Genomic DNA, 19,312 nt, shown 5'->3' with positions numbered 1-19,312 from the left:
GGCCCCCGTTTACATTCGCTTCTCGTTGCTAATCGCCGCTCACCCCAGCCGTCCTGCCGCATGTGCGAGCAGCGTGTACACCAGGCCCGTCTCCGAGGTCAGGTGGCTGCGCAGCTCCTGCGGGCCGCGGCCGTCGCGGGCGACTTCGTCGAGCAGGCGTTCGAACTCGGCGACGTAGCGGTCGACCGTGCCCTTGAAGTTGCGGTCGGCGCGGTACTTGCGGGCGACCTCGTCGAAGGCCTTCTGGCCGGCGGGCGTGTAGAGGCGCTTGGTGAAGGCCTTGTTCTCGCCGCGCTGGTAGCGGTCCCACATCTCGGCGGCGAGGTTGCGGTCCATCAGCCGGCCGATGTCGAGCGACAGCGATTCCAGCGGATTGCCGCTTGCCTGCGGAGCCTGCGGCTGCGGCGCGGGTGCGGCGCGGCCACGCGGAGCCTCACGGCCGGTCGGGGCGCCCTGATTGGCGTCCGTGCGGTTGAGCAGGTCCGACAGCCAGCCGTCACGGCCCTGGTCGCTGCCGGCGGGCGCGACCGGCGGTGCTTCGGTGCGGCGCGCGGCCGGCACCCCGAGATCCGGCGGCGGCAGCGTGGAAGCGCTGCCGGTGTCGCGCATGCGGGTCTCGGCGCTACGTCCGCCCGCAGCTGCCATGATCGGCTCCTCCTGGCGCTGGACCGCGACGGACGCGCGGCCCGTCGTGGTGACGTCGAGGCCGCGGCCATGCTGGGCCACGATGCGGTTGAGCTCGGCGAGGGCCTCGATCTGGTCGACGATCACCTTGCGCATCTGCGCAGTGCTCTCGGCGGCCTCCTGCGGCATCTCGAGCACGCCGCGGCGCAGCTCGTTGCGGGTGGCTTCGAGCTCGTTGTGCATCTCGAAGGCCATCTGCTTCATGCTGGAGACGAGGTTGGTGAACTTCTCGGTCGACTGCTTGAACATCGTATCCGCCTCGTCCGTGGTCTGGCGGTAGATGTCGTGCATGGCCTCGATGGTCTGCCGGTGCTCTTCCTCGGATGCGACGCGCACCGCCTCGAACTGGCGGGTGATCGCGGCCGAGCCTGCGCCGGCGGTCTCGGCGACGACGCGGGCGATGTCGCGGGCACGCTCTTCGGCGGCGGCCAGCGATTCATCGAGCAGGCCGGTGAAGCGCGACAGGCGCTGGTCGAGATCGGCCGTGCGGAGGTCGATCGTGGTGACGAGCGATTCCAGCGCCTGCTTGCGCTCGGCGAGCGAGGCGGTGGTGTTCTTGTTGCTCTGCTCGACGACCTGCGCAGCGTCGACCAGGGCCTTGCCGTGCGCGTCGAACTGGGTCGACAGCTCGCCGAGATCCTGCAGCGCCTTCGTGGTCTTGCTGTTGAAGACGTTGAGCTGCTCTTCCAGGTTCTGCGTCGCCGCGCCGTTGCGCGAGGTGACGTCGTTCATCGCCGAGACGAAGTCGGCGACGCGCGTCACCAGCGCCCGCTCGAGCGAGTTGAGGTTGTCATGCGCACCGGTCAGCACCTCCTGAAGCAGGATGTTGCCTTCGCGCAGGCGCTCGAACAGCGCCACCGTGTCGGTACGCAGGATCTTGCTGGTCTCCTGCATCTCGGTGACGGCCGCGATCGAGACCTGGCGCGACTGGTCGATCGCCGCGCGCGAGGCCTGCTCGAGGTCCTTGAGCGACTTGCCGACCGCGCCGGTGGCGATCTCGCTCGCCGCGTTGATGGTGCGCGCGACTTCCGAGCCGTTGCCCATCATGGTCTGCGAGAAGGCCTGGCCGCGCGTCTCGATCGACTTCAGCGCGTCCGAGGTGACGCGGTCGATGTCGAGCGTGAGCTGGCTGGTCTTGGAGCCGATCGCGTCGACCAGGGCGCCGCGCTTGGCGTCGATCATGTTCGACAGGCGGTCGGCCTGCTGCTGCACGTAGGTGACGATCTCGTCGGTCTTGCCGGTCATGGCCTGGCCGAAGCTGGAGCTGGCGGCGAGCACCGAACGCTCGACGTCGGACGAGCTCGACTTGACCCGCGAGCTCGCCTCGTTGGAGGCCGAGATCAGCGCGTTCTGGGCGTTGAGCGCGCTGGTCTGGATGTCGTTGGTCGCGTTCGCGGTGGCCGCGCTCAGCGTCCGCTCGATCTCGGTCGAGATCGTGCGGATCTGGCTCGCGGCGTCCGCCGAGGTCGAGGTCAGCGAGGTCTGGGCCTCACGCGCGCTGTTGAGAATGGTCGAGGCGGTGTCGGCGCCGACCGCGGTCAGCGTGCGCTCGATGTCGGTGGTCAGCGACTTGATCTGGCTGGCCGCATCGGTCGAAGCGGAGATCAGCGAGCCCTGGGCCTCGCGCACGCCGCTGGTGAGCGCCTCGATGGTGGCGCCGCCGGCGGTTGCCAGTGCGCGCTGCATCTCGGCCGCGAGCGAACGGACCTGGCTGGTCTGCTCGGCCGAGACCGAGAGCAGGGTGGTCTGAGCGTCGCGGGCGCTGGTGGTGATCGTCTCGGCGGTCGACTGGCCGACCTGCGAGAGCGAACGATGCACTTCGGCCGCGAGCGACTTGACCTGGCTCGCCGCCTCGGAAGACGCCGTGACCAGCATGTTCTGCGCCTCTCGCGCGCCGGCGGTGATGGTCTCGGCGGTCGAGGTGCCGGCCATCGAGAGCGAGCGCTGCACATCGGCGGTGAGCGACTTGACCTGCGCCGCCGCATCCGAGGACCCGGCAACCAGCGTGTTCTGCGCCTCGCGCGCGCCGGAGGTGAGGATCTCGGCGGTCGAGGTGCCGGCCATCGTGAGCGAACGCTGCACGTCGGAGGAGAGCGCCTTGATCTGATTGGCGGTCTCGCTCGAGGCCGCGATCAACGCGCTCTGCGCATCGCGAGCGCCGGCGGTGATCGATTCCGCCGTGGTGGTGCCGGCCATCGACAGCGAGCGCTGCACGTCGGCGGTGAGCGTCTTGACGTGGTTGGCCGCGTCCGAGGACGCCGTGACGAGGGTGGTCTGCACCTCGCGGGCGCCGGCCAGGATCGAGGCTGCGGTGGCAGAACCTGCCGCCGACAGCGTACGCTCGACGTCGGCCGCAAGCCCCTTGATCTGGTTGGAGGCTTCGCCCGAGGCTGCGACCAGCGTCGACTGCGCCTCGCGGGCGCTGCTCAGGATCGAGTTCGCCGAACCGGTGCCGACCGCGGTCAGCGCGCGCTCGACCTCGGCAGAGGTCATCTTGAGCTGGGCGTTGACGTCGGAGGAGACCGTCATCAGCGACTGCTGGGCGGTGCGCGCACCGGTCTGGATCGTCTCGCTGGTGTTGACGACGAGGTTGGTGAGCGAGCGCTCGGCGTCCTCGACATGCGAGCGGATCGCGGTCGAGATCATCTCGGCGCGGGACATCATGTCCTCGCTGGCCTGGCGGCCGCTGCTTTCGATGCGGCCGGCGACGGCCTCGACGCGCGAGCCGAGCAGGTCCTCGAACTGCGCCACGCGCACGTCGATGTCGCTGGCGACCGAACCGACCCGGGTCTCGATGACCTGATGGATTTCCTGGAAGCGCGCCGTGACCGTGTCGGTCAGGTGCGTGCTGCGGCCGTCGATGATCTCGGTGACGCCGGTGATGCGGCGGTCGACCGCCTCGATCGCCTGCGCGGTGCCGTCCGTGAGGGTGGAGGTCAGCAGGGTCAGGCGCGTGTCGATCGACTGCACGGCCTGCGAGGCGCCGTTCGTGACCGCGGTGGTCAGGTAGGTGAGGCGGGAGTCGATGGACTCGAGCGCCTGCGTCGCATTGCCCGTCAGCGTCGTCGTGAGGTGCGTCAGGCGGGTATCGATCGACTGGATGGTCTGCGAGGCGCCATCGGTCAACGAGCTCGTGAGATGGTTGAGGCGCGCATCGATGGTTTCGATGGCCTGCGATGCACCGCCGGTCAGCGACGTCGTGAGGTGGGTGAGGCGGGAGTCGATCGAGTGGATCGCCTGCGCGGCGCCGTCCGTCAGCGAGGTCGCGAGCGTGTTGATGCGCCCGTCGATGGTCTCGGTCATCGATTGCGCGCGGGTGTCGAACGACTGTTCGAGCGCGGCGACGCGGCCGACGAGCTGCTCGTCGAAGGTCTTGATGTGACCATCGATCGTGCCGTCGAGGCTGGCGATCTTGCTGTTCAGCGATGCGTCGAGGTGGTTGACGCGTTCGCCGACCGTGGTCTCGAACTGCACCAGGCGCTGGTCGAGCACGGCCGTGATCTCGCCGCCGTTGGCGGTGAAGCGGGTGTCGAAATTGTCGACATAGGTCTTCAGCGACTCATGGATGTCCTGCGTGCGCTGGCCCATGCGCTCGACGATCTCGCCGCCGAAGGTCTTCACGGTGCGGTCGAACTCGGAGATGTGGCGCGTAATCAGCGCGCCCAGCGTACCGGAGTCGCGGGCGAACTTCTCGACCAGCTCGGTGCCCTGGTTCCTGACCAGCTCGTCGAACGCGCTCATCTGCAGCGACAGCGAGTCGTGCGCGGTCTCGGTCTGGCTCACGACCTTGGCGACGAGGGTGTTGACGGTGGCGTCGAGCGCCTCGCTCGCCTTGTCGCCGCTCGTCAGGATCTGGCCGGCGAGGCGGTTGCCGGCGTCGTCGATCTTGGCGGAGAGATCGTTGGAGCGCAGCTCGAGCTCGAGCAGCAGCGAATCCGAGGAATTCTTCAGGCTGTCGTGCACCTGCTCGGTGCGTTCGGAGATGCCGTCGACGATCGCGGCGGAGCGCTGCTCGAACTCGCCGGTGATGCGGTCGATGCGCTCGTTCAGCATCTCGTGAACGCGGTCGGCGAGGTCGACGAACTCGTCGTGGACGTGGCCGGTCTTGAAGTTGAGGCTGGTGGTCAGCCGCTCGCTGGCATCGAGCACGGCGCGCGTGGTCTCGTTGCTGGCTTCCTCGAGGCGGTCGAGCAGATCGCCGCCGCGCTCGCCGAGCGCCAGGATCATGTTGTCGCCGGCATTGCTCAGCGCGCTGGTGATGTGGGCGCCGCGCTCTTCCAGCGCGCCGGTGATGGACTTGGCGACCTCGTCGACGCGCGAGGCGATCGCATCGGAGATCAGCGCGATGTCGTGGCGCAAATCGATCTGCACGCCGGAGATGGCGCTGCGGACCTGCTCGGCCTGGCCGACCAGATTGTCGCGCTGATGCGCGATGTCCTGCAGCAGGGCGCGGATGCGCACTTCGTTGTCGGAATAGGCGCGTTCGAGCGCGGCGACCTCGTTGGCGACCAGCGTCTCGAGCTCGCCGGCGCGCGCGATGGCGCGCTCGATGCCGTCGCCCATCGCCGCGACCTCGCGGCGGATGGCCTGGCCGACGGTGACCATGGAATCGGAGGCCGAGCCCTCGGGCTCGGAGAAGCGGATCGCGACCTGCGCCATCGCCTGCGCGATCATGCGCATTTCCTGGCCGCGCCAGACGAGGCTCGCAAGGAAGTAGAACAGCATGATCGGCGCGAAGAACATCGCGACCAGGCCGGCGATGACGAGCACGCCGCCGCTCTGGCCCATGGCGGCCTGGATCGAGGGCAGGAAGCCGAAGGTCAGCGCGGCGCAGGCGGCGAGCCAGACGCCGGCAAAGATGGTGGCGAAGGTATAGACGTTGCGGGCAGGGCGGCCCTTCTGCAGGGCCTGGAGCAGCTGGCCGATGGTCTCGCGGTCGTCATTGGCGGCGCGGCGCGAAGAGCGCGGCTCCTCGACCGGATCGAACACGGTCGAGCGTTCGTTGGCGGCAGGGCGCGGCTCGAAGCTCGGCTCGTCGAAGATGGGGGGCGGCGGCGCCACCGAAGGCGCGGTTTCGTTGCGCATCGCGGCGTTGCGGCTGGTGTCGGCAGCCGTGTCGCTGATGTTCAGGGCTTCCTGGATCGCAGAAAGCGCAACTTCTGTGGGGTCTTTGACCTTTTTCGGAGTGTTCGCCATGTTCAGTCCGAGCCCTCGTTACTTGTACGCGTCCCCCCGCGAGCCCTGCGCGCTGCGCAAGCCCACAGACCGGATCATGCCGCTTGCGCGGATCTCCGAGCCGTCCCCACCCGGACGGCTTGTCCGCCAATTTCCGCAACATCCTATTGGCAGAGCGTGGCGAATGAAATGCCCGCGATTAAGACAATCTTAATCATCGTTAACAGGATCGCGCCGTAACGCCTTAGCAATAAATGCAATTCTCCACTGGACTCGGCCGATTGCGGCAACTTTTCGTCAATAAACCGGCAGAACTGCGTCTCTGACCCCAAACATTTCGTTAACCATTTCCATGCTTGGGTGAGGTCAATCTCACCGCCGGACCGGCGGAACCGTCGCGCGATGCCGGGGCCTGCGCCATGACGCCTGAACTGCAACGGATGGACTGGATGCCCTCGCCCCCGCTTGCACCTATCGACAGCCCGCTCGACCTCGACCATCTCTCCCGGATGACGCTCGGCGACATGGAGCTGGAACAGGAAGTGCTGGCCATGTTCGCCGAGCAGGCGGTCCGCCTGATCGCGGCGATGGCGGCGCTGCCGGCCGAGGCGGGCGCACTGGCCCACAAGCTCAAGGGCTCGGCGCGCGGGATCGGCGCTTTTGCGGTGGCGGATGCGGCCGCAAGCCTGGAGATCGCGGTCCAGACCGGCCATGACCAGCGCCACGCCTTCGCCGCGCTGAAGGAGGCAGTGACCGAGGCCCGCGCCGCCATCGAGGCGATGCTGAAGCCTTGAGGCCATGCGGCCGAGCCGGACTCTAGTCTTTTGTTTTGACGCGTTTTCTTACCGCAAAGCGGGATTCACTTCGCCTGAAAACCCTATGGCGCCGGCCTGATCGACCCGTTATAGGACAGCCCGGACCCTCCTTCATTCCCAGCACCGCGGCAGCACGAGCACACATGGCCAAGATTCACTTTGTCGACCACAAGGGCGAAACCCGCACGGTGGAAATCGAGAACGGCGCAACCGTGATGGAAGCCGCAATCCGCAATAGCGTTCCCGGCGTCGAGGCCGAATGCGGCGGCGCCTGCGCCTGCGCGACCTGCCATGTCTATGTCGACGAAGCCTGGCGTGAGAAGGTCGGCAGCCCGACGCCGATGGAAGAGGACATGCTCGACTTCGGGTTCGACGTGCGCCCGAATTCGCGCCTGTCCTGCCAGATCAAGGTCTCCGACGATCTCGACGGTCTCGTCGTGACGACGCCGGAACGCCAGGCCTAATTCTGGCAGGCCTGGTCCTGACGCTGCAGGCCTGGTCCTGACGCTTCTGAGTTGAATTATATGTTCGGTGTCGCGACCGCGATGCCGCGCTTGTGCCAGGGTCTGAGCTTCTTGACGATCTCCGCGCTGAGCGGCGCTGGCCGCCGCGTCGCCTCGTCGAGCATGACGCCGACCGACAGCGCCGAGGCGATGCACTTTCCTTGCGAGAACACAACCTGCTCGAAGGTCACTGACGTCCGTCCGAGCTTCACCACGCCGAGGCCGAGCTCGATCTTGTTCGGCCAGTGCAGCTCGGCGCGGAAATGGATGTCGAGCCGCACCATGATCCAGGCGAGCCCTGGCGGGGTCAGCCCGTACTCCGGCAGCTTCATCAGCGTGACGCGGCCGGTCTCGAAATAGGTGGCGTAGACCGCGTTGTTGACGTGCTGGTTGGGGTCGAGATCGCCGAAGCGGACGTTGTCGCTGAGGCGGTAGGGATAGTCCTCCAGGCGCGGCGTCGTATCGAGGCGGCTTGGTGCGTTCACCGATTGATCTCCGTCATATCTTTCCTCGTTACAGCCCAGTTATTTTGCCCCGGCAAGTGGGCGCGGCTGCGGGGCGCTCCCGCTTTTATGCCTTCCCTGATCCATCCCCGTTGGCTAGACAGGTGGGGTCACCTCTGCCCGCCGGGCCGCCGTCCAACCGATAACGACCGATAAAGAGACGACATGAGCGATGTGATCAAAACCGATGTGCTGATTATTGGCGCCGGCCCCTGCGGTCTGTTCGCCGCTTTCGAGCTTGGCCTTCTCGACATGAAGGCGCATTTCGTCGACATCCTCGACAAGGTCGGCGGCCAGTGCGCCGAGCTCTATCCGGAAAAGCCGATCTACGACATTCCCGGCATTCCGCAGGTTTCGGGGCAGGGCCTCACCGATGCGCTGATGGAGCAGATCAAGCCGTTCCATCCGACCTTCCATCTCGGCGAGATGGTCGAGACGGTGGAGAAGATCGGCGATCCCGCCTTCCGCTGCACCACCGACGCCGGCAAGGTGTTCGAATGCAAGGTGCTGGTGATCGCGGCCGGCGGCGGCTCGTTCCAGCCCAAGCGTCCGCCGGTGCCGGGCATCGAGGCCTATGAAGGCACTTCAGTCCATTACGCCGTGCGCAAGATGGAGACGTTCCGCGACAAGAATGTGCTGGTCGTCGGCGGCGGCGATTCCGCGCTCGACTGGACGCTCAATCTGCATCCGATCGCGAGGCGCATCACGCTGTTGCACCGGCGCGACGAGTTTCGCGCCGCGCCCCACAGCGTCGAGCAGATGCGCGCGCTGGTTGCCGGCGGCAAGATGGATCTCCGGCTCGGCCAGGTCACCGCTCTCTCCGGCGCTGAGGGCATGCTCGCCGGCGCCACCATCAAGGGCAACGACAACAGCGTCACGGACATTGCCTGCGACACCATGCTGCCGTTCTTCGGGCTGACCATGAAGCTCGGCCCGGTCGCGAACTGGGGCATTGCGCTGGAGAACAACCTGGTGCCGGTCGAGACGTCCGCGTTCGAGACCAATGTTCCCGGCATCTTCGCGATCGGCGACATCAACACCTATCCCGGCAAGATCAAGCTGATCCTGTGCGGCTTCCACGAGGGCGCGCTGATGTCGCAAAAAGCCCATCGCTACGTCTACCCGGAGAAGCGGCTCGTGTTCCAGTACACGACCTCGTCCTCCAGCCTGCAAAAGAAGCTCGGTGTCAACTGACGGCGGAGGGGTGGAGAGGGGATGCCCCATGTTTCTGGCGCTGGAACCGTTCGCGAAATCGCCGTAGTCTGCGGCCATTCCGGTCGTGGAATAACAAGGTGATCTAATGCGGATTTTTTCCAGCTCTCGGCTGCTCCCCTTCCTCGCGCTCGCATTGTCGCTCGCGACGGTGACGCCGTCTGCGGCACAAATCGCCGAGCCCACGGCGGCGGGCCTCTGGCAGAAGGTCGAAGACGGCAAGACGGTCGGATGGTTTCTCTTCATCGACCACAACGGCATCTTCGAAGGCGTGATCGCAAAAACCTTCCCGCGGCCCGGCGACGATCCGAACGAGATCTGCAGCAAGTGCACCGACGATCGCAAGAACGCGCCGGTGCTCGGCATCTCCTTCGTCCGCAACATGAAGCGCGACGGATTGAAGTACGAGGGCGGCAACGTGCTCAATCCGCGCGACGGTCAGATCTGGAAGGCCAACATGAAGGTCAGTCCTGACGGCCAGACCCTGACCCTGCGCGGCTATCTCGGCATCGCCCTGCTCGGCAAGGACGAGGCCTGGACGCGCCTGCCTGACACCAACCTCGCCCAGGTCGATCCCGCCATCGTCGCGAAATATCTGCCCGCGCAGGCCGCTGCCACCAAGCCGCCGGCACCGACGAAGAAGAGCGGCGGCACGATGATGGCGCCGGCGCCCAAGCAGTAGGCTCGAGCTCTGAGCTGCCTGATCGGCGGTATCTTCCGCTCACGGTCATTCCCCGCATGAGCAGACGGGCTTCGCGGCGACGTTCGCCGAAAGGCGAATGCGTGCCGCGCCTGCTCCAGTAGTTCCCCGGAATGCGCGCTGGCGCCGGATTTGCATAGCTGTCTGCAAAGCTGCTGGGGAGCGAGTCGCCGTCTCCATGCCCGCCGTGCGCGGTGCCGCGGGCAGACGGCAGCGTTTGCCTCGCGGCGATCACTTCGACCGCGGAGACGACATGAGACCTGCAAGACAGTGTGCCGCCGTGCTGCTGGGGCTGACGGTTCTGCTGACCAATTCGGCGCTGGCGCGCGACGACGGGCGCTACGCCAACTCACCGCTAAAACCCTGGTTCGAGAGCCTGCATAGCGAATACGGGCAATGCTGCACGGATGCGGACGGCTATGTCGTCGCCGATGTCGACTGGGAGTCCAACCAGGGACGCTACCGAGTCCTTATCGACAACGAGTGGGTTGTGGTGCCCGAGGGTGCTGTCATCACCGTGCCCAACAAGATCGGTCGCACCATGGTGTGGAAGCACTATATCGACGGCCACCCGCGGGTGCGCTGCTTCATGCCGGGCAGCATGACCTGAAAACGCTGACGGCGCCCGCATCGGATGCAGGCGCCGCAAGCGATGCGAAAGGCTCAGCGCGCTTCGCTGCCCGAACCGGCGCTCGCAAGCCGCTTGACGCGCGGCGACAGCACCGAGACCTGCGCGGGCGAGGCAGGCATGCCGGCGACGATCATCGAGGGCGCGGTCGACTGCTCCTCGACGCCGGCGCCGCCGAGCACCTGCACCTGCGTCGCCGAGATCGGCAACGACTTCACTTCGTAAGTGGGAAGTTCACTGGCGAAAGCACCGGTCGAGTTCGCAATCACGGCGCTGGCGACGGCAATCATTGTGAGAACACGCATTGGAAAATCTCCGTTGAAGATGTCAATCGGAGGTTTGGTCGTCTCGATGCCGGACCAGGTTCGCTTGTGCGAGAACATTCCTGTGGCCGTCGGCGAACATATTGGTTGCTTGATGCGCAACGACGAAACGAGAAAGACGTTTTTGGCGCCAATGTTTCCGTACAGTTTCGCGGATCGACGGGCGCACGCAGTCAGCCTGCTTGCAGATCCATGTGCGGAGATCTAGTCGGCGCGGCGGCGGCCGGAAAACGCAGGCTCATGCTCGTGCCGCGGCCAGGCGTGGAGGTGATGACCAGCTCGCCACCGTGCGCGGCCATGATCTCGCGGACGATCGACAGGCCAAGGCCCGCACCCTCGCCGGAAGTGTTGCCGGTCTGAAACGGCTCGGTCAGCCCGTGCTCCACGCCGTCCGGCAGGCCTGCGCCGTCGTCGACAATCGAGATGCCGTCGCGGCCGAGCGTGGCGACGATGCGTCGTGCGCCATGGGCGTGGATGAGCGCGTTGCCGACGAGATTGGCAAGCGCGCTGCGAACCGCGGCATCCACACCCTGCACCAGGAACGGACCCTTCTCGGACTGTTCCAGCGCGAGCTCGATGCCGGCGTCCAGTGCCGAGGGGCCGAAATCGGCGAGCACCTCCAGTATGATCTGGGCGAGATTGATCGGCCGTTTTTCGATCGCATGGTTTTGCAGCCGGGCCAGGTCGAGCATGGCGGACACCAGCGACGTCAGGCGGCGGACGTCGCGCACCAATTCGGTCCTCAGTGCAGGCTCGGGCACGTCCTCGATCTTCGCGCGCAGCAGCGTCAGCGGCGTGCGCAGCTGATGGGCGGCATTGCCGAGGAAGCGGCGCTGCATCCTGATATAGGCATCGATCTCGCCGAAGGCGCGGTTCAGCGCCTCGACCAGGGGCTTCAACTCGGAGGGGACTTCGGACAGCGAGATCAGGCCTTGCGGGGCAGAGGGATCGATCGCGAGAGCGCGCCGAGCGACCCGTTCAATGCCGCGCGAGACGAAACGTGCAGCAAGCGCCGAGCCGATCGCGACGGTGGCTGCAAAGGCCAGCGCCACCAGGATGATCGAAAAGTAGCTGCGGGCGAGGAAGCTTCTTGCGAGCCGCCCGAAGCGGACCTGAGGCTCGCCGACCATCGTCGTGAGCCGCGAGGCGCCCCGCTGCGCAACCGCGAGACAGAACGTGCTGTTCTGGTCGGGTGTGCTGAAGACGGACAGGCCGACAGGCCCGCGATAGGGAAAGGCGAAGGGAAGCTGTGGCCGGTGCTCGCTGCCGTACTCGCTGACGAGATCGCCCACGGATACAACGTACCAGAGGTTCGGGCTGTCCGCCTTCAGCTCCTCGAGCGCGGGAGTGGGGCGCACCACCAGGTTTTGCCCATCGACAACAGTGGCGCGATCGAGAACGGCGGCCACGACCCGGCACGCCCTGAACTCGCGCTCCTCCATCGGGTACCGCGAGACGAAGATCGCCACCATGATCAGGAAGATCGTCGTTGCGGCGACGCCAAGCGAAAACGCAAACGTTTGGGCGATCGACCTCATCGCGGCGTTGCCAGCCGCAGGATATATCCGATGCCTCGCATGCTGCGGATCTCGACGTCGCCGCCGAGCTCGAGCAATTTCTTCCTCAGGCGCGAGACCTGAGCTTCGAGCGTGTTGGATTCGATCTCGTCGTCGAAGCCGTAGATCAGGGCGGCGCGGGTGATGACACGGTCTCGCCGCATCAGCAGCGCCCCCAGGATCAGCGCTTCGCGCCGTCGCAGCAGGATTCTGGTGTCGGCGACGACGGCCTCGTTGCTGCCGAGATGCAGCTCGACGTTGCCGAGCGACAATACCGAGGGGGCGAGCAGCCGGGGGCGCCGCAGCACCGCGCGTACGCGCGCAATCAATTCCTGCGGCTCGAACGGTTTTCCGAGATAGTCGTCGGCGCCGCCGTTGAGGCCCTCGACGATGTCTTCCTTGGCGTCCTTGGACGTCAGGATGATGATCGCGGGGCGGTCGGGCGATTGGTTCAAGGCCGTGACCACCTGGAGCGCATCGCCGTCGGGCAGCATCCGGTCGACGATCGCGAGATCATATTTGAAATTGTCGAGCGCCTGACGGGCATCGGCGATCGAGCCGACGAGGTCGACGATCCCGTGCAATTGCCCGAGCAGGCGGCTGACATAGGCGCCGATCTGCGGTTCGTCTTCGATTACGAGGGAACGCACGCGGGTCGTCCTTGACTCTGCTGGGCAACAAAATCCCGAGCGTGACGCTCCCTGGCCGAAGTCTGGCGTTTCGGCTCCTGCGCAGGGTTCCCATAAAGGCAGCGAGCTTGGCGAATAAAAGGCAGTGGTGAGGGCGCTGGCCGACACCGGCGGTCAAAGTTTGGGCGCGTGAGCGCCGCCCGGCAATGTTCGGGCAATGTTGGTTCGATGGCGCGCACTTCGTGCGCGCCGGGAGCATCTTGGGGCGGTGGTTTTCGCCTTGCAATCTTGGGGCAATTTTGCCGGACCACATGCTGGAGCTCCAACCACACAAGTCGACCAGGCCAGGAAGGCCGGTCCGGGGCCCTGTAATGAAGCATTTTGACGACGCCGCTCTTCGCCTCACGGTGAATGTGCGGCTCACGACCACCTTGCTCGCCGCACTCGGCGCGATCATGGCGATCCCTCAATCCGCATCGGCGCAGACTGCGTTCACGCTGCCGGCGCCGCCGTTCGAGCTGCCGATGCTGCCTTCGCCCTCCGGCAATTGGACGGTCATGGTCGGCATCGGTGGTGAGTACACACCGGATTTCGTCGGATCGAAGAACGGCAAGCTCATGCCGATCCCAATCTTCTCCATCCGCCGCGCCGGATCGATCGACCAGTTTCGGGGCCCGCGCGACAGCGCCAGCATCGCGCTGCTCGACGTCGGCAATTTTCGCGCAGGGCCTGCGTTCAAATACGTCACCTCGCGCAAGGCCGACAAATATGCCGAGCTGACAGGCCTTGGCGACGTCAAGGCCGCCTACGAGCTCGGCGGCTTCGTCGAATATTATCCGGTCGACTGGCTGCGCCTGCGCAGCGAATTGCGCCAGGGCGTGGGTGGCCATACCGGCACCGTCGCCGACATCTCCGCCGACGTCATCGTGCCGCTGATTCAAAGGCTGACGATCTCGGCTGGCCCGCGCTTCACCTGGAAAAGCACCAACGCGACCGCGCCGTATTTCGGCGTCGATGCCGTGCAGGCGCTGGCGTCGGGATTGCCGACATACAATGCCAAAGCCGGCGCGCACTCGGTCGGCTTCGGCAGCCAGATCTCCTATCGCATCAATCCGCAATGGGAGGTCCATGCCTATGTCGAATACGAGAAGCTGTTGGGCGATGCCGCGGACAGCCCGCTCGTGAAGCTGCGTGGATCGTCGAATCAGACCACTGTCGGCCTCGGCGCGTCCTATTCGTTCGATTTGAGGATTCGATAGGTCACCATGCGTCGCATTGCTTTTCTATGGATTGGGCTCGCAGCCGCTTGCGTCGCTCTCGGCGCCGCCGCGGCGTTCGAGACGCGCGCGAGCCGGCTCCAGGCGATCAAGACCGTCGGCATCGTCTCCGCCATCGGCGAGGAGATGAGCCTTTCACAGGCAGGCCTTACCAAGCTCGGCTCAACCGGGCAAAGCGCTTCGATCAGTGCATGGGGACTGGACGAGCTGATCGTCCAGCAGGCGACCAGGCTATTGGGCGCACGCTATCGCGTTCAGGCCGTCAACTATACCCGCGCCGCGTTCGCCGCGATCCGGGATTCGGCGGTCACGCCGGTCAATCTGCTGCGGACCGATCCGTTCAAGGAGCTGGTTCGCACCGATGTCACGCCCCAGGGGCTGGATGCGTACATCGTCATTACCCGCGCGAGATCGAAACTCGGCAACGGCCGCAACGTCGAGGGTGTCGGGATCGCCGAATACCGGACGCTGCTTGCGGACTACGGCCTGATCCACGCGCTGTACGAGGTCCGCGTCATCGACGGCAAGACGTTCGACGTGATCGAAAAGCGGGCGGCCGCGCCGCTCGACAACACCGGGACCCTGAGGATCGCAGGCCCAAGCGGGCCGATCGACGGGACATTTGACGGTCCGGCTTCGAGCGAACGGCTGCGCGCGGCGATTGCGGACCTCATCACGCGCAGCCTCCCCGTCACGCTGGACGACATGCATCTGATCGGTGGTCAGTGAAGCCGGCCGGCGGCCTCAGGTCACCGGCGCGGGATTGAACAGCGTGAGATCGTTGTGGATGCCCCAGCGGTCCGACCACGGCTTCGTTCGGCCGCTGGCGACATCGAGGATCAGGCGGAACAGGTCCCAGCCGGTTTCCTCGATGGTCTTCTCGCCGGTGGCGATGCTGCCGGCGTCGAAGTCGATCAGGTCCTTCCAGCGGCGGGCAAGCTCGGTGCGGGTCGCGACCTTGATCACGGGCGCGGCCGCAAGGCCGTAGGGCGTGCCGCGGCCGGTGGTGAACACTTGCAGCGTCATGCCGGAGGCGAGCTGGAGTGTGCCGCAGATGAAGTCGGAGGCCGGCGTTGCCGCGAACAGCATGCCCTTCTGGGTCGCCTTCTCACCGGGCGAGAGCACGCCGGTGATCGCGGACGAGCCGGACTTGACGATCGAGCCAAGCGACTTCTCGACGATGTTGGCGAGGCCGCCCTTCTTGTTGCCGGGTGTGGTGTTGGCGCTGCGGTCGGCGCCGCCGCGCGCGAGATAGGAATCGTACCAGGCCATCTCGCGCACCAGCGCGCGGCCGACGTCCTCGTTGATGGCGCGGCGGGTGAGGAGCTGGATGGCGTCGCGCACTTCCGTCACTTCCGAGAACATCACGGTGGCGCCGGCGCGTACCAGGAGGTCCGCGGCGAAGCCGACGGCGGGGTTCGCGGTGACGCCGGAGAAGGCATCGCTGCCGCCGCATTGCAGGCCGATGACGAGGTCGGAGGCCGGGCAGGTCTCGCGGGTGCGCTTGTTGAGGATTTTCAGGCGGGCTTCCGCCTGGGTCATGATCGCATCGACGATTGCGCCGAAGCCGTCGAAGGCTTCATCCTGCATGCGCACGATGGCATCGCTGACGCCTTCCGGCACCAGCCGCTCAGGCGCGAGCTTCTCGCAGCCAAGGCCGACGACCAGGATCTCGCCTCCGAAATTCGGATTGAGCGCAATGTTCTGCAGCGTGCGGATCGGCACCACCGCATCAGGCGCGGTGATGGCGACGCCGCAGCCATAGGCATGCGTCAGCGGCACGACGTCGTCGACGTTGGGGTATTTCGGCAGCAACTCGGCGCGGATGCGCTTGACCGCATATTCCATCGTGCCCTTGACGCATTGCACGGAGGAGGAGATGCCGAGGATGTTCTTGGTGCCGACCGATCCATCAGGATTGCGATAGCCTTCGAACGTAAAGCCTTCGAGCGGCGGCAACGGCGCGGGGACTGCGGTCGAGATCTCCAGCTTGTCGAGGTCAGGGGCATCCGGCATGCGAATGCGTGCCTCGTCGACCCATTCGCCGGCCAGGATCGGCGACAGCGCGTAGCCGATCACCTCGCCGTAGCGGACGATCGGCTGATCTTGCGCGATATCGACCAGCGCCGTCTTGTGCCCCTGCGGCACGAAGGCGCGCAGTGTCAGGCCGCTGGCAAAGCGGGAGCCGGCAGGAAGCCCGAAATCATTGACCACGATCGCGACGTTGTCGCGCTCGTTGAGCTTGATGTAGCGGGGCTGCTCTTTCGCTGCGACGTCCTGGTCCATGGGAGGACTCCGTCTTGTAGGGCGGGTTAGCCGAAGGCGTAACCCGCCACGGTCTCTATCCGCGGAGGCAGAAGAGCGCCAGCGGACTGCGCTTCGCGCAGCCGCGGGCTAATCCACCCTACGATATCGGCCTATCAGCCCGGGAACGTATAAGCCGTCTTCACCGTCGTGTAGAACTCGCGCGCGTAGGAGCCCTGTTCGCGGGCGCCGTAGCTCGAGCCCTTCCGGCCGCCGAACGGCACGTGATAGTCGACGCCGGCGGTCGGCAGATTGACCATCACCATGCCGGACTCGCTGTTGCGCTTGTAATGCGAGGCGTATTTCAGGCTGGTGGTGCAGATGCCCGAGGCCAGGCCGAACTCGGTGTCGTTGGAGATCGCCAGCGCTTCCTCGTAGTTCTTGGCGCGGATGACGGCGGCGACCGGGCCAAAGATCTCCTCACGCGCGATGCGCATGTTGTTGTTGGCTTCGGTGAACAGCGCCGGCTGCAGGTAATGGCCGGGCGTCTCGCGCTTGAGCAGCTCGCCGCCGAACGACAGCTTGGCGCCTTCGTCCTGGCCGATCTTGATGTAGCGCAGGTCCTGGTCGAGCTGGCTCTGGTCCACGACAGGGCCGATATGCACGCCAGCCTTGAGCGCGTCGTCGACCGACAGGCCGCTCAGGCGCTCGGCCACCGCCGCGACGAAGCGGTCGTGAATGCCTTCGGTGACGATCAGGCGGGAGGAGGCGGTGCAGCGCTGGCCGGTGGAGAAATAGGCGCCGTTGACGGCGACCTCGACGGCGGTCTTGAGGTCGGCGTCATCGAGTACGACCAGCGGATTCTTGCCGCCCATCTCCAGCTGGAACTTCTTCATCGGGTTCGAGAGCACGCAGGCCTGCGCGATCTTGCGGCCGGTCTGCACCGAGCCGGTGAAGGAGATCGCGGCAACGTCGGGGTGGTCGAGCAGGGTCTGGCCGACCACCGAGCCGGAGCCGACCACGAGGTTGAACACGCCGGCGGGAATGCCGGAGCGGGTGATGATTTCGGCCAGCGCGTGACCCGAGCCCGGCACCAGCTCAGCCGGCTTGAACACCACCGTGTTGCCGTAGCAGAGCGCGGGCGCGATCTTCCAGGCCGGGATCGCGATCGGGAAATTCCAGGGCGTGATCATGCCGACGACGCCGACCGGCTCACGGGTGAGCTCGACGTCGAGGCCGGGACGCACGGAGGCGCCCTTCTCGCCGATCAGGCGGAGCGCCTCGCCGGCGAAGAACGCAAAGATCTGGCCGGCGCGGGCGACCTCGCCGATGCCCTCGGGGAGCGTCTTGCCTTCCTCGCGGGCGAGCAGGCGGCCGAGCTCTTCCTTGCGAGCGAGGATCTCGAGGGAGATCTTGTTCAGCGCGTCATAGCGAACCTGCGGGGTCGACTGCGCCCAGGCGGGGAAGGCGGCCTTGGCGGCTGCAATGGCCTTCTCGGTCTGCGCCTTGTCGGCCTTGGCGTATTCGCCGACGACGTCGTTGGTGTTGGAGGGGTTGATGTTCCTGGTGACGCCGGAGCCGTCGACCCATTCGCCGCCGATGAAGTTCTTCAGGATCGCAGTCATCTCATTCCTCCAAGTCATTTAAGGGGCATGATCCCTATCGGAAAACCGGTGTCCACTTTTCCGGGATCATGCCTGAAGTTTCTAACGCACGAGGCACGGACGCTTGTCGTCGAAGGTCCAGCCGGGGATCAGGTCCTGCATTGCAATAGCGTCATCGCGGGCACCGAGTCCATGCTGCTTGTAGAGGTCATGCGCCGCGTCGATGGCGGCCCTGTCGATTTCGATACCCAGGCCCGGGCTATCGGGGACCGCAATCTTGCCGCCCTTGATCTGGAGCGGCTCTTTGGTGAGCGCCTGGCCGTCCTGCCAGATCCAATGGGTGTCGATCGCGGTGACCTTGCCGGGGGCGGCGGCGCCGACATGGGTGAACATGGCCAGCGAAATGTCGAAATGGTTGTTGGAGTGCGAGCCCCAGGTCAGGCCGTTGTCACGGCAGGTCTGCGCCACCCGCACCGAGCCCTGCATGGTCCAGAAATGGGGGTCGGCGAGCGGAATGTCCACCGCGCCGAGACGCAGCGCGTGGGAGAGCTGCCGCCAGTCGGTGGCGATCATGTTGGTTGCGGTCGGCAGGCCGGTGGCGCGGCGGAACTCGGCCATGATCTCGCGGCCGGAAAAGCCGGCCTCGGCGCCGCAGGGGTCCTCGGCATAGGCGAGGATGCCGTGCATGTCCTTGCAGAGGCGGATCGCCTCGTCGAGCGACCAGGCGCCGTTGGGATCGAGCGTCACGCGGGCGTTGGGGAAGCGCTTGGCGATCGCGGTGACGGCCTCGATCTCCTGCTCGCCGCGCAGCACGCCGCCTTTCAGCTTGAAGTCGGCGAAGCCGTAATGGTCGTGGGTGGCTTCCGCGAGCCGCACCACGGTCTCCGGCGTCATCGCCTCCTGATGGCGGAGGTTGAACCATTCGGGCTTGCCGGTCTCGCCCTGGACGTAGTTCAGCTTCGACTTGCTGATGTCGCCGACGAAGAAGAGATAGCCGAGCGTCTCGACGCTGTTGCGTTGCTGGCCTTCGCCGAGCAGCGCGGCGACAGGCAAGTTGAGATGCTGGCCAAGCAGATCAAGCAGTGCGGATTCGATTGCGGTGACCGCGTGGATCATGACGCGAAGATCGAAAGTCTGCTTGCCGCGGCCGCCGGCGTCGCGGTCGGCGAAGGCGGCGCGGACGTCGGCGAGGATGTTGTTGAGCGCGCCGACGGTCTTGCCGATCACGAGATCGCGCGCGTCCTGGAGCGTCTGCCAGATCTTCTGCCCGCCCGGCACCTCGCCGACGCCGGTGTGGCCGGCATTGTCGGTGAGGATGACGATGTTGCGGGTGAAGAACGGCGCATGCGCGCCGCTGAGGTTGAGGAGCATGCTGTCGCGGCCCGCGACCGGGATCACCTGCATCGCGGTGACGATTGGTGCGCCAGGAATCTCGGTCAGGGCCATTACTGCTCCTCGC

15 protein-coding genes are annotated in these 19,312 nt (G+C 66.0%); 7 read left to right on the top strand and 8 right to left on the bottom strand.

What is annotated here, in order from left to right:
• Window positions 1-39 precede the first annotated feature (39 nt).
• Window positions 40-5,880 carry an apolipoprotein A-IV repeat region-like domain-containing protein gene (locus tag RAD04_RS21440; protein ID WP_461625339.1) on the bottom strand — a complete coding sequence of 1,947 codons (5,841 nt, stop codon included), beginning with the start codon at window positions 5,878-5,880 and terminating at the stop codon, window positions 40-42.
• 398 nt (window positions 5,881-6,278) lie between these two features.
• Between RAD04_RS21440 and RAD04_RS21435 the strand changes: the two genes are divergently transcribed.
• Together RAD04_RS21435 and RAD04_RS21430 are read left to right on the top strand one after the other, a co-directional pair.
• The gene (locus RAD04_RS21435) at window positions 6,279-6,653 is read left to right on the top strand and encodes an Hpt domain-containing protein (protein WP_461625338.1); all 375 of its coding nucleotides are present in this window, start codon (window positions 6,279-6,281) and stop codon (window positions 6,651-6,653) included.
• Between the two features lie 164 nt (window positions 6,654-6,817).
• Window positions 6,818-7,138 carry a 2Fe-2S iron-sulfur cluster-binding protein gene (locus tag RAD04_RS21430; RefSeq protein ID WP_091958957.1) on the top strand — a complete coding sequence of 107 codons (321 nt, stop codon included), beginning with the start codon at window positions 6,818-6,820 and terminating at the stop codon, window positions 7,136-7,138.
• A 56-nt stretch (window positions 7,139-7,194) separates the two neighbouring features.
• Here RAD04_RS21430 and RAD04_RS21425 read toward each other — a convergent pair whose 3' ends face one another.
• Window positions 7,195-7,662 (bottom strand): acyl-CoA thioesterase, encoded by a 468-nt coding sequence (locus RAD04_RS21425; RefSeq protein WP_461625337.1) that lies wholly within the window; start codon window positions 7,660-7,662, stop codon window positions 7,195-7,197.
• Window positions 7,663-7,845: 183 nt separating this feature from the next.
• Here RAD04_RS21425 and RAD04_RS21420 point away from each other — a divergent pair, with 183 nt between their 5' ends.
• The 3 genes from RAD04_RS21420 to RAD04_RS21410 all read left to right on the top strand — a co-directional run bounded on the left by RAD04_RS21420 (window position 7,846) and on the right by RAD04_RS21410 (window position 10,202).
• Window positions 7,846-8,874, top strand: a complete 1,029-nt coding sequence (locus tag RAD04_RS21420) for an NAD(P)/FAD-dependent oxidoreductase (protein ID WP_461625336.1) — start codon at window positions 7,846-7,848, stop codon at window positions 8,872-8,874.
• A 106-nt stretch (window positions 8,875-8,980) separates the two neighbouring features.
• Entirely contained in the window at window positions 8,981-9,574 is a 594-nt protein-coding gene (locus RAD04_RS21415; protein WP_104463865.1) for a DUF2147 domain-containing protein, read from the top strand.
• A gap of 271 nt (window positions 9,575-9,845) precedes the next feature.
• Complete coding sequence (locus tag RAD04_RS21410) at window positions 9,846-10,202, top strand: hypothetical protein (RefSeq protein WP_091958944.1); 357 nt, start codon at window positions 9,846-9,848, stop codon at window positions 10,200-10,202.
• A gap of 53 nt (window positions 10,203-10,255) precedes the next feature.
• On the opposite strand, the gene RAD04_RS21405 is transcribed toward RAD04_RS21410, so the two are convergent.
• The 3 genes from RAD04_RS21405 to RAD04_RS21395 form a co-directional block, all read right to left on the bottom strand.
• On the bottom strand, window positions 10,256-10,525 hold the full coding sequence (locus tag RAD04_RS21405) for a hypothetical protein (RefSeq protein ID WP_461625335.1): 270 nt from the start codon (window positions 10,523-10,525) through the stop codon (window positions 10,256-10,258).
• Window positions 10,526-10,716: 191 nt separating this feature from the next.
• Window positions 10,717-12,081 carry a sensor histidine kinase gene (locus RAD04_RS21400; protein ID WP_461625334.1) on the bottom strand — a complete coding sequence of 455 codons (1,365 nt, stop codon included), beginning with the start codon at window positions 12,079-12,081 and terminating at the stop codon, window positions 10,717-10,719.
• Window positions 12,078-12,749: a response regulator transcription factor gene (locus RAD04_RS21395; protein ID WP_461625333.1), complete on the bottom strand. Its 672-nt coding sequence runs from the start codon at window positions 12,747-12,749 to the stop codon at window positions 12,078-12,080. Before RAD04_RS21395 ends, RAD04_RS21400 begins: the two co-directional genes overlap by 4 nt.
• A 350-nt stretch (window positions 12,750-13,099) precedes the next feature.
• Here RAD04_RS21395 and RAD04_RS21390 point away from each other — a divergent pair, with 350 nt between their 5' ends.
• Entirely contained in the window at window positions 13,100-13,987 is an 888-nt protein-coding gene (locus tag RAD04_RS21390; RefSeq protein ID WP_461625332.1) for a MipA/OmpV family protein, read from the top strand.
• A gap of 6 nt (window positions 13,988-13,993) precedes the next feature.
• Window positions 13,994-14,734 (top strand): hypothetical protein, encoded by a 741-nt coding sequence (locus RAD04_RS21385; RefSeq protein WP_461625331.1) that lies wholly within the window; start codon window positions 13,994-13,996, stop codon window positions 14,732-14,734.
• 15 nt (window positions 14,735-14,749) lie between these two features.
• On the opposite strand, the gene garD is transcribed toward RAD04_RS21385, so the two are convergent.
• From garD to gudD, 3 genes are all read right to left on the bottom strand, one after another.
• Window positions 14,750-16,291, bottom strand: a complete 1,542-nt coding sequence (gene garD, locus RAD04_RS21380) for a galactarate dehydratase (RefSeq protein WP_461625330.1) — start codon at window positions 16,289-16,291, stop codon at window positions 14,750-14,752.
• Between the two features lie 134 nt (window positions 16,292-16,425).
• Complete coding sequence (locus RAD04_RS21375; RefSeq protein WP_461625329.1) at window positions 16,426-17,874, bottom strand: aldehyde dehydrogenase family protein; 1,449 nt, start codon at window positions 17,872-17,874, stop codon at window positions 16,426-16,428.
• Window positions 17,875-17,955: 81 nt separating this feature from the next.
• A complete protein-coding gene (gene gudD / locus RAD04_RS21370) occupies window positions 17,956-19,299 on the bottom strand; it encodes a glucarate dehydratase (RefSeq protein ID WP_461625328.1) in 1,344 nt (447 codons plus the stop codon).
• Window positions 19,300-19,312 lie beyond the last annotated feature (13 nt).

This window comes from Bradyrhizobium sp. 25ACV, assembly GCF_054863005.1.
Note: the sequence above shows the minus strand (reverse complement) of the source record. Positions and strands in the feature narration are given on the sequence as shown.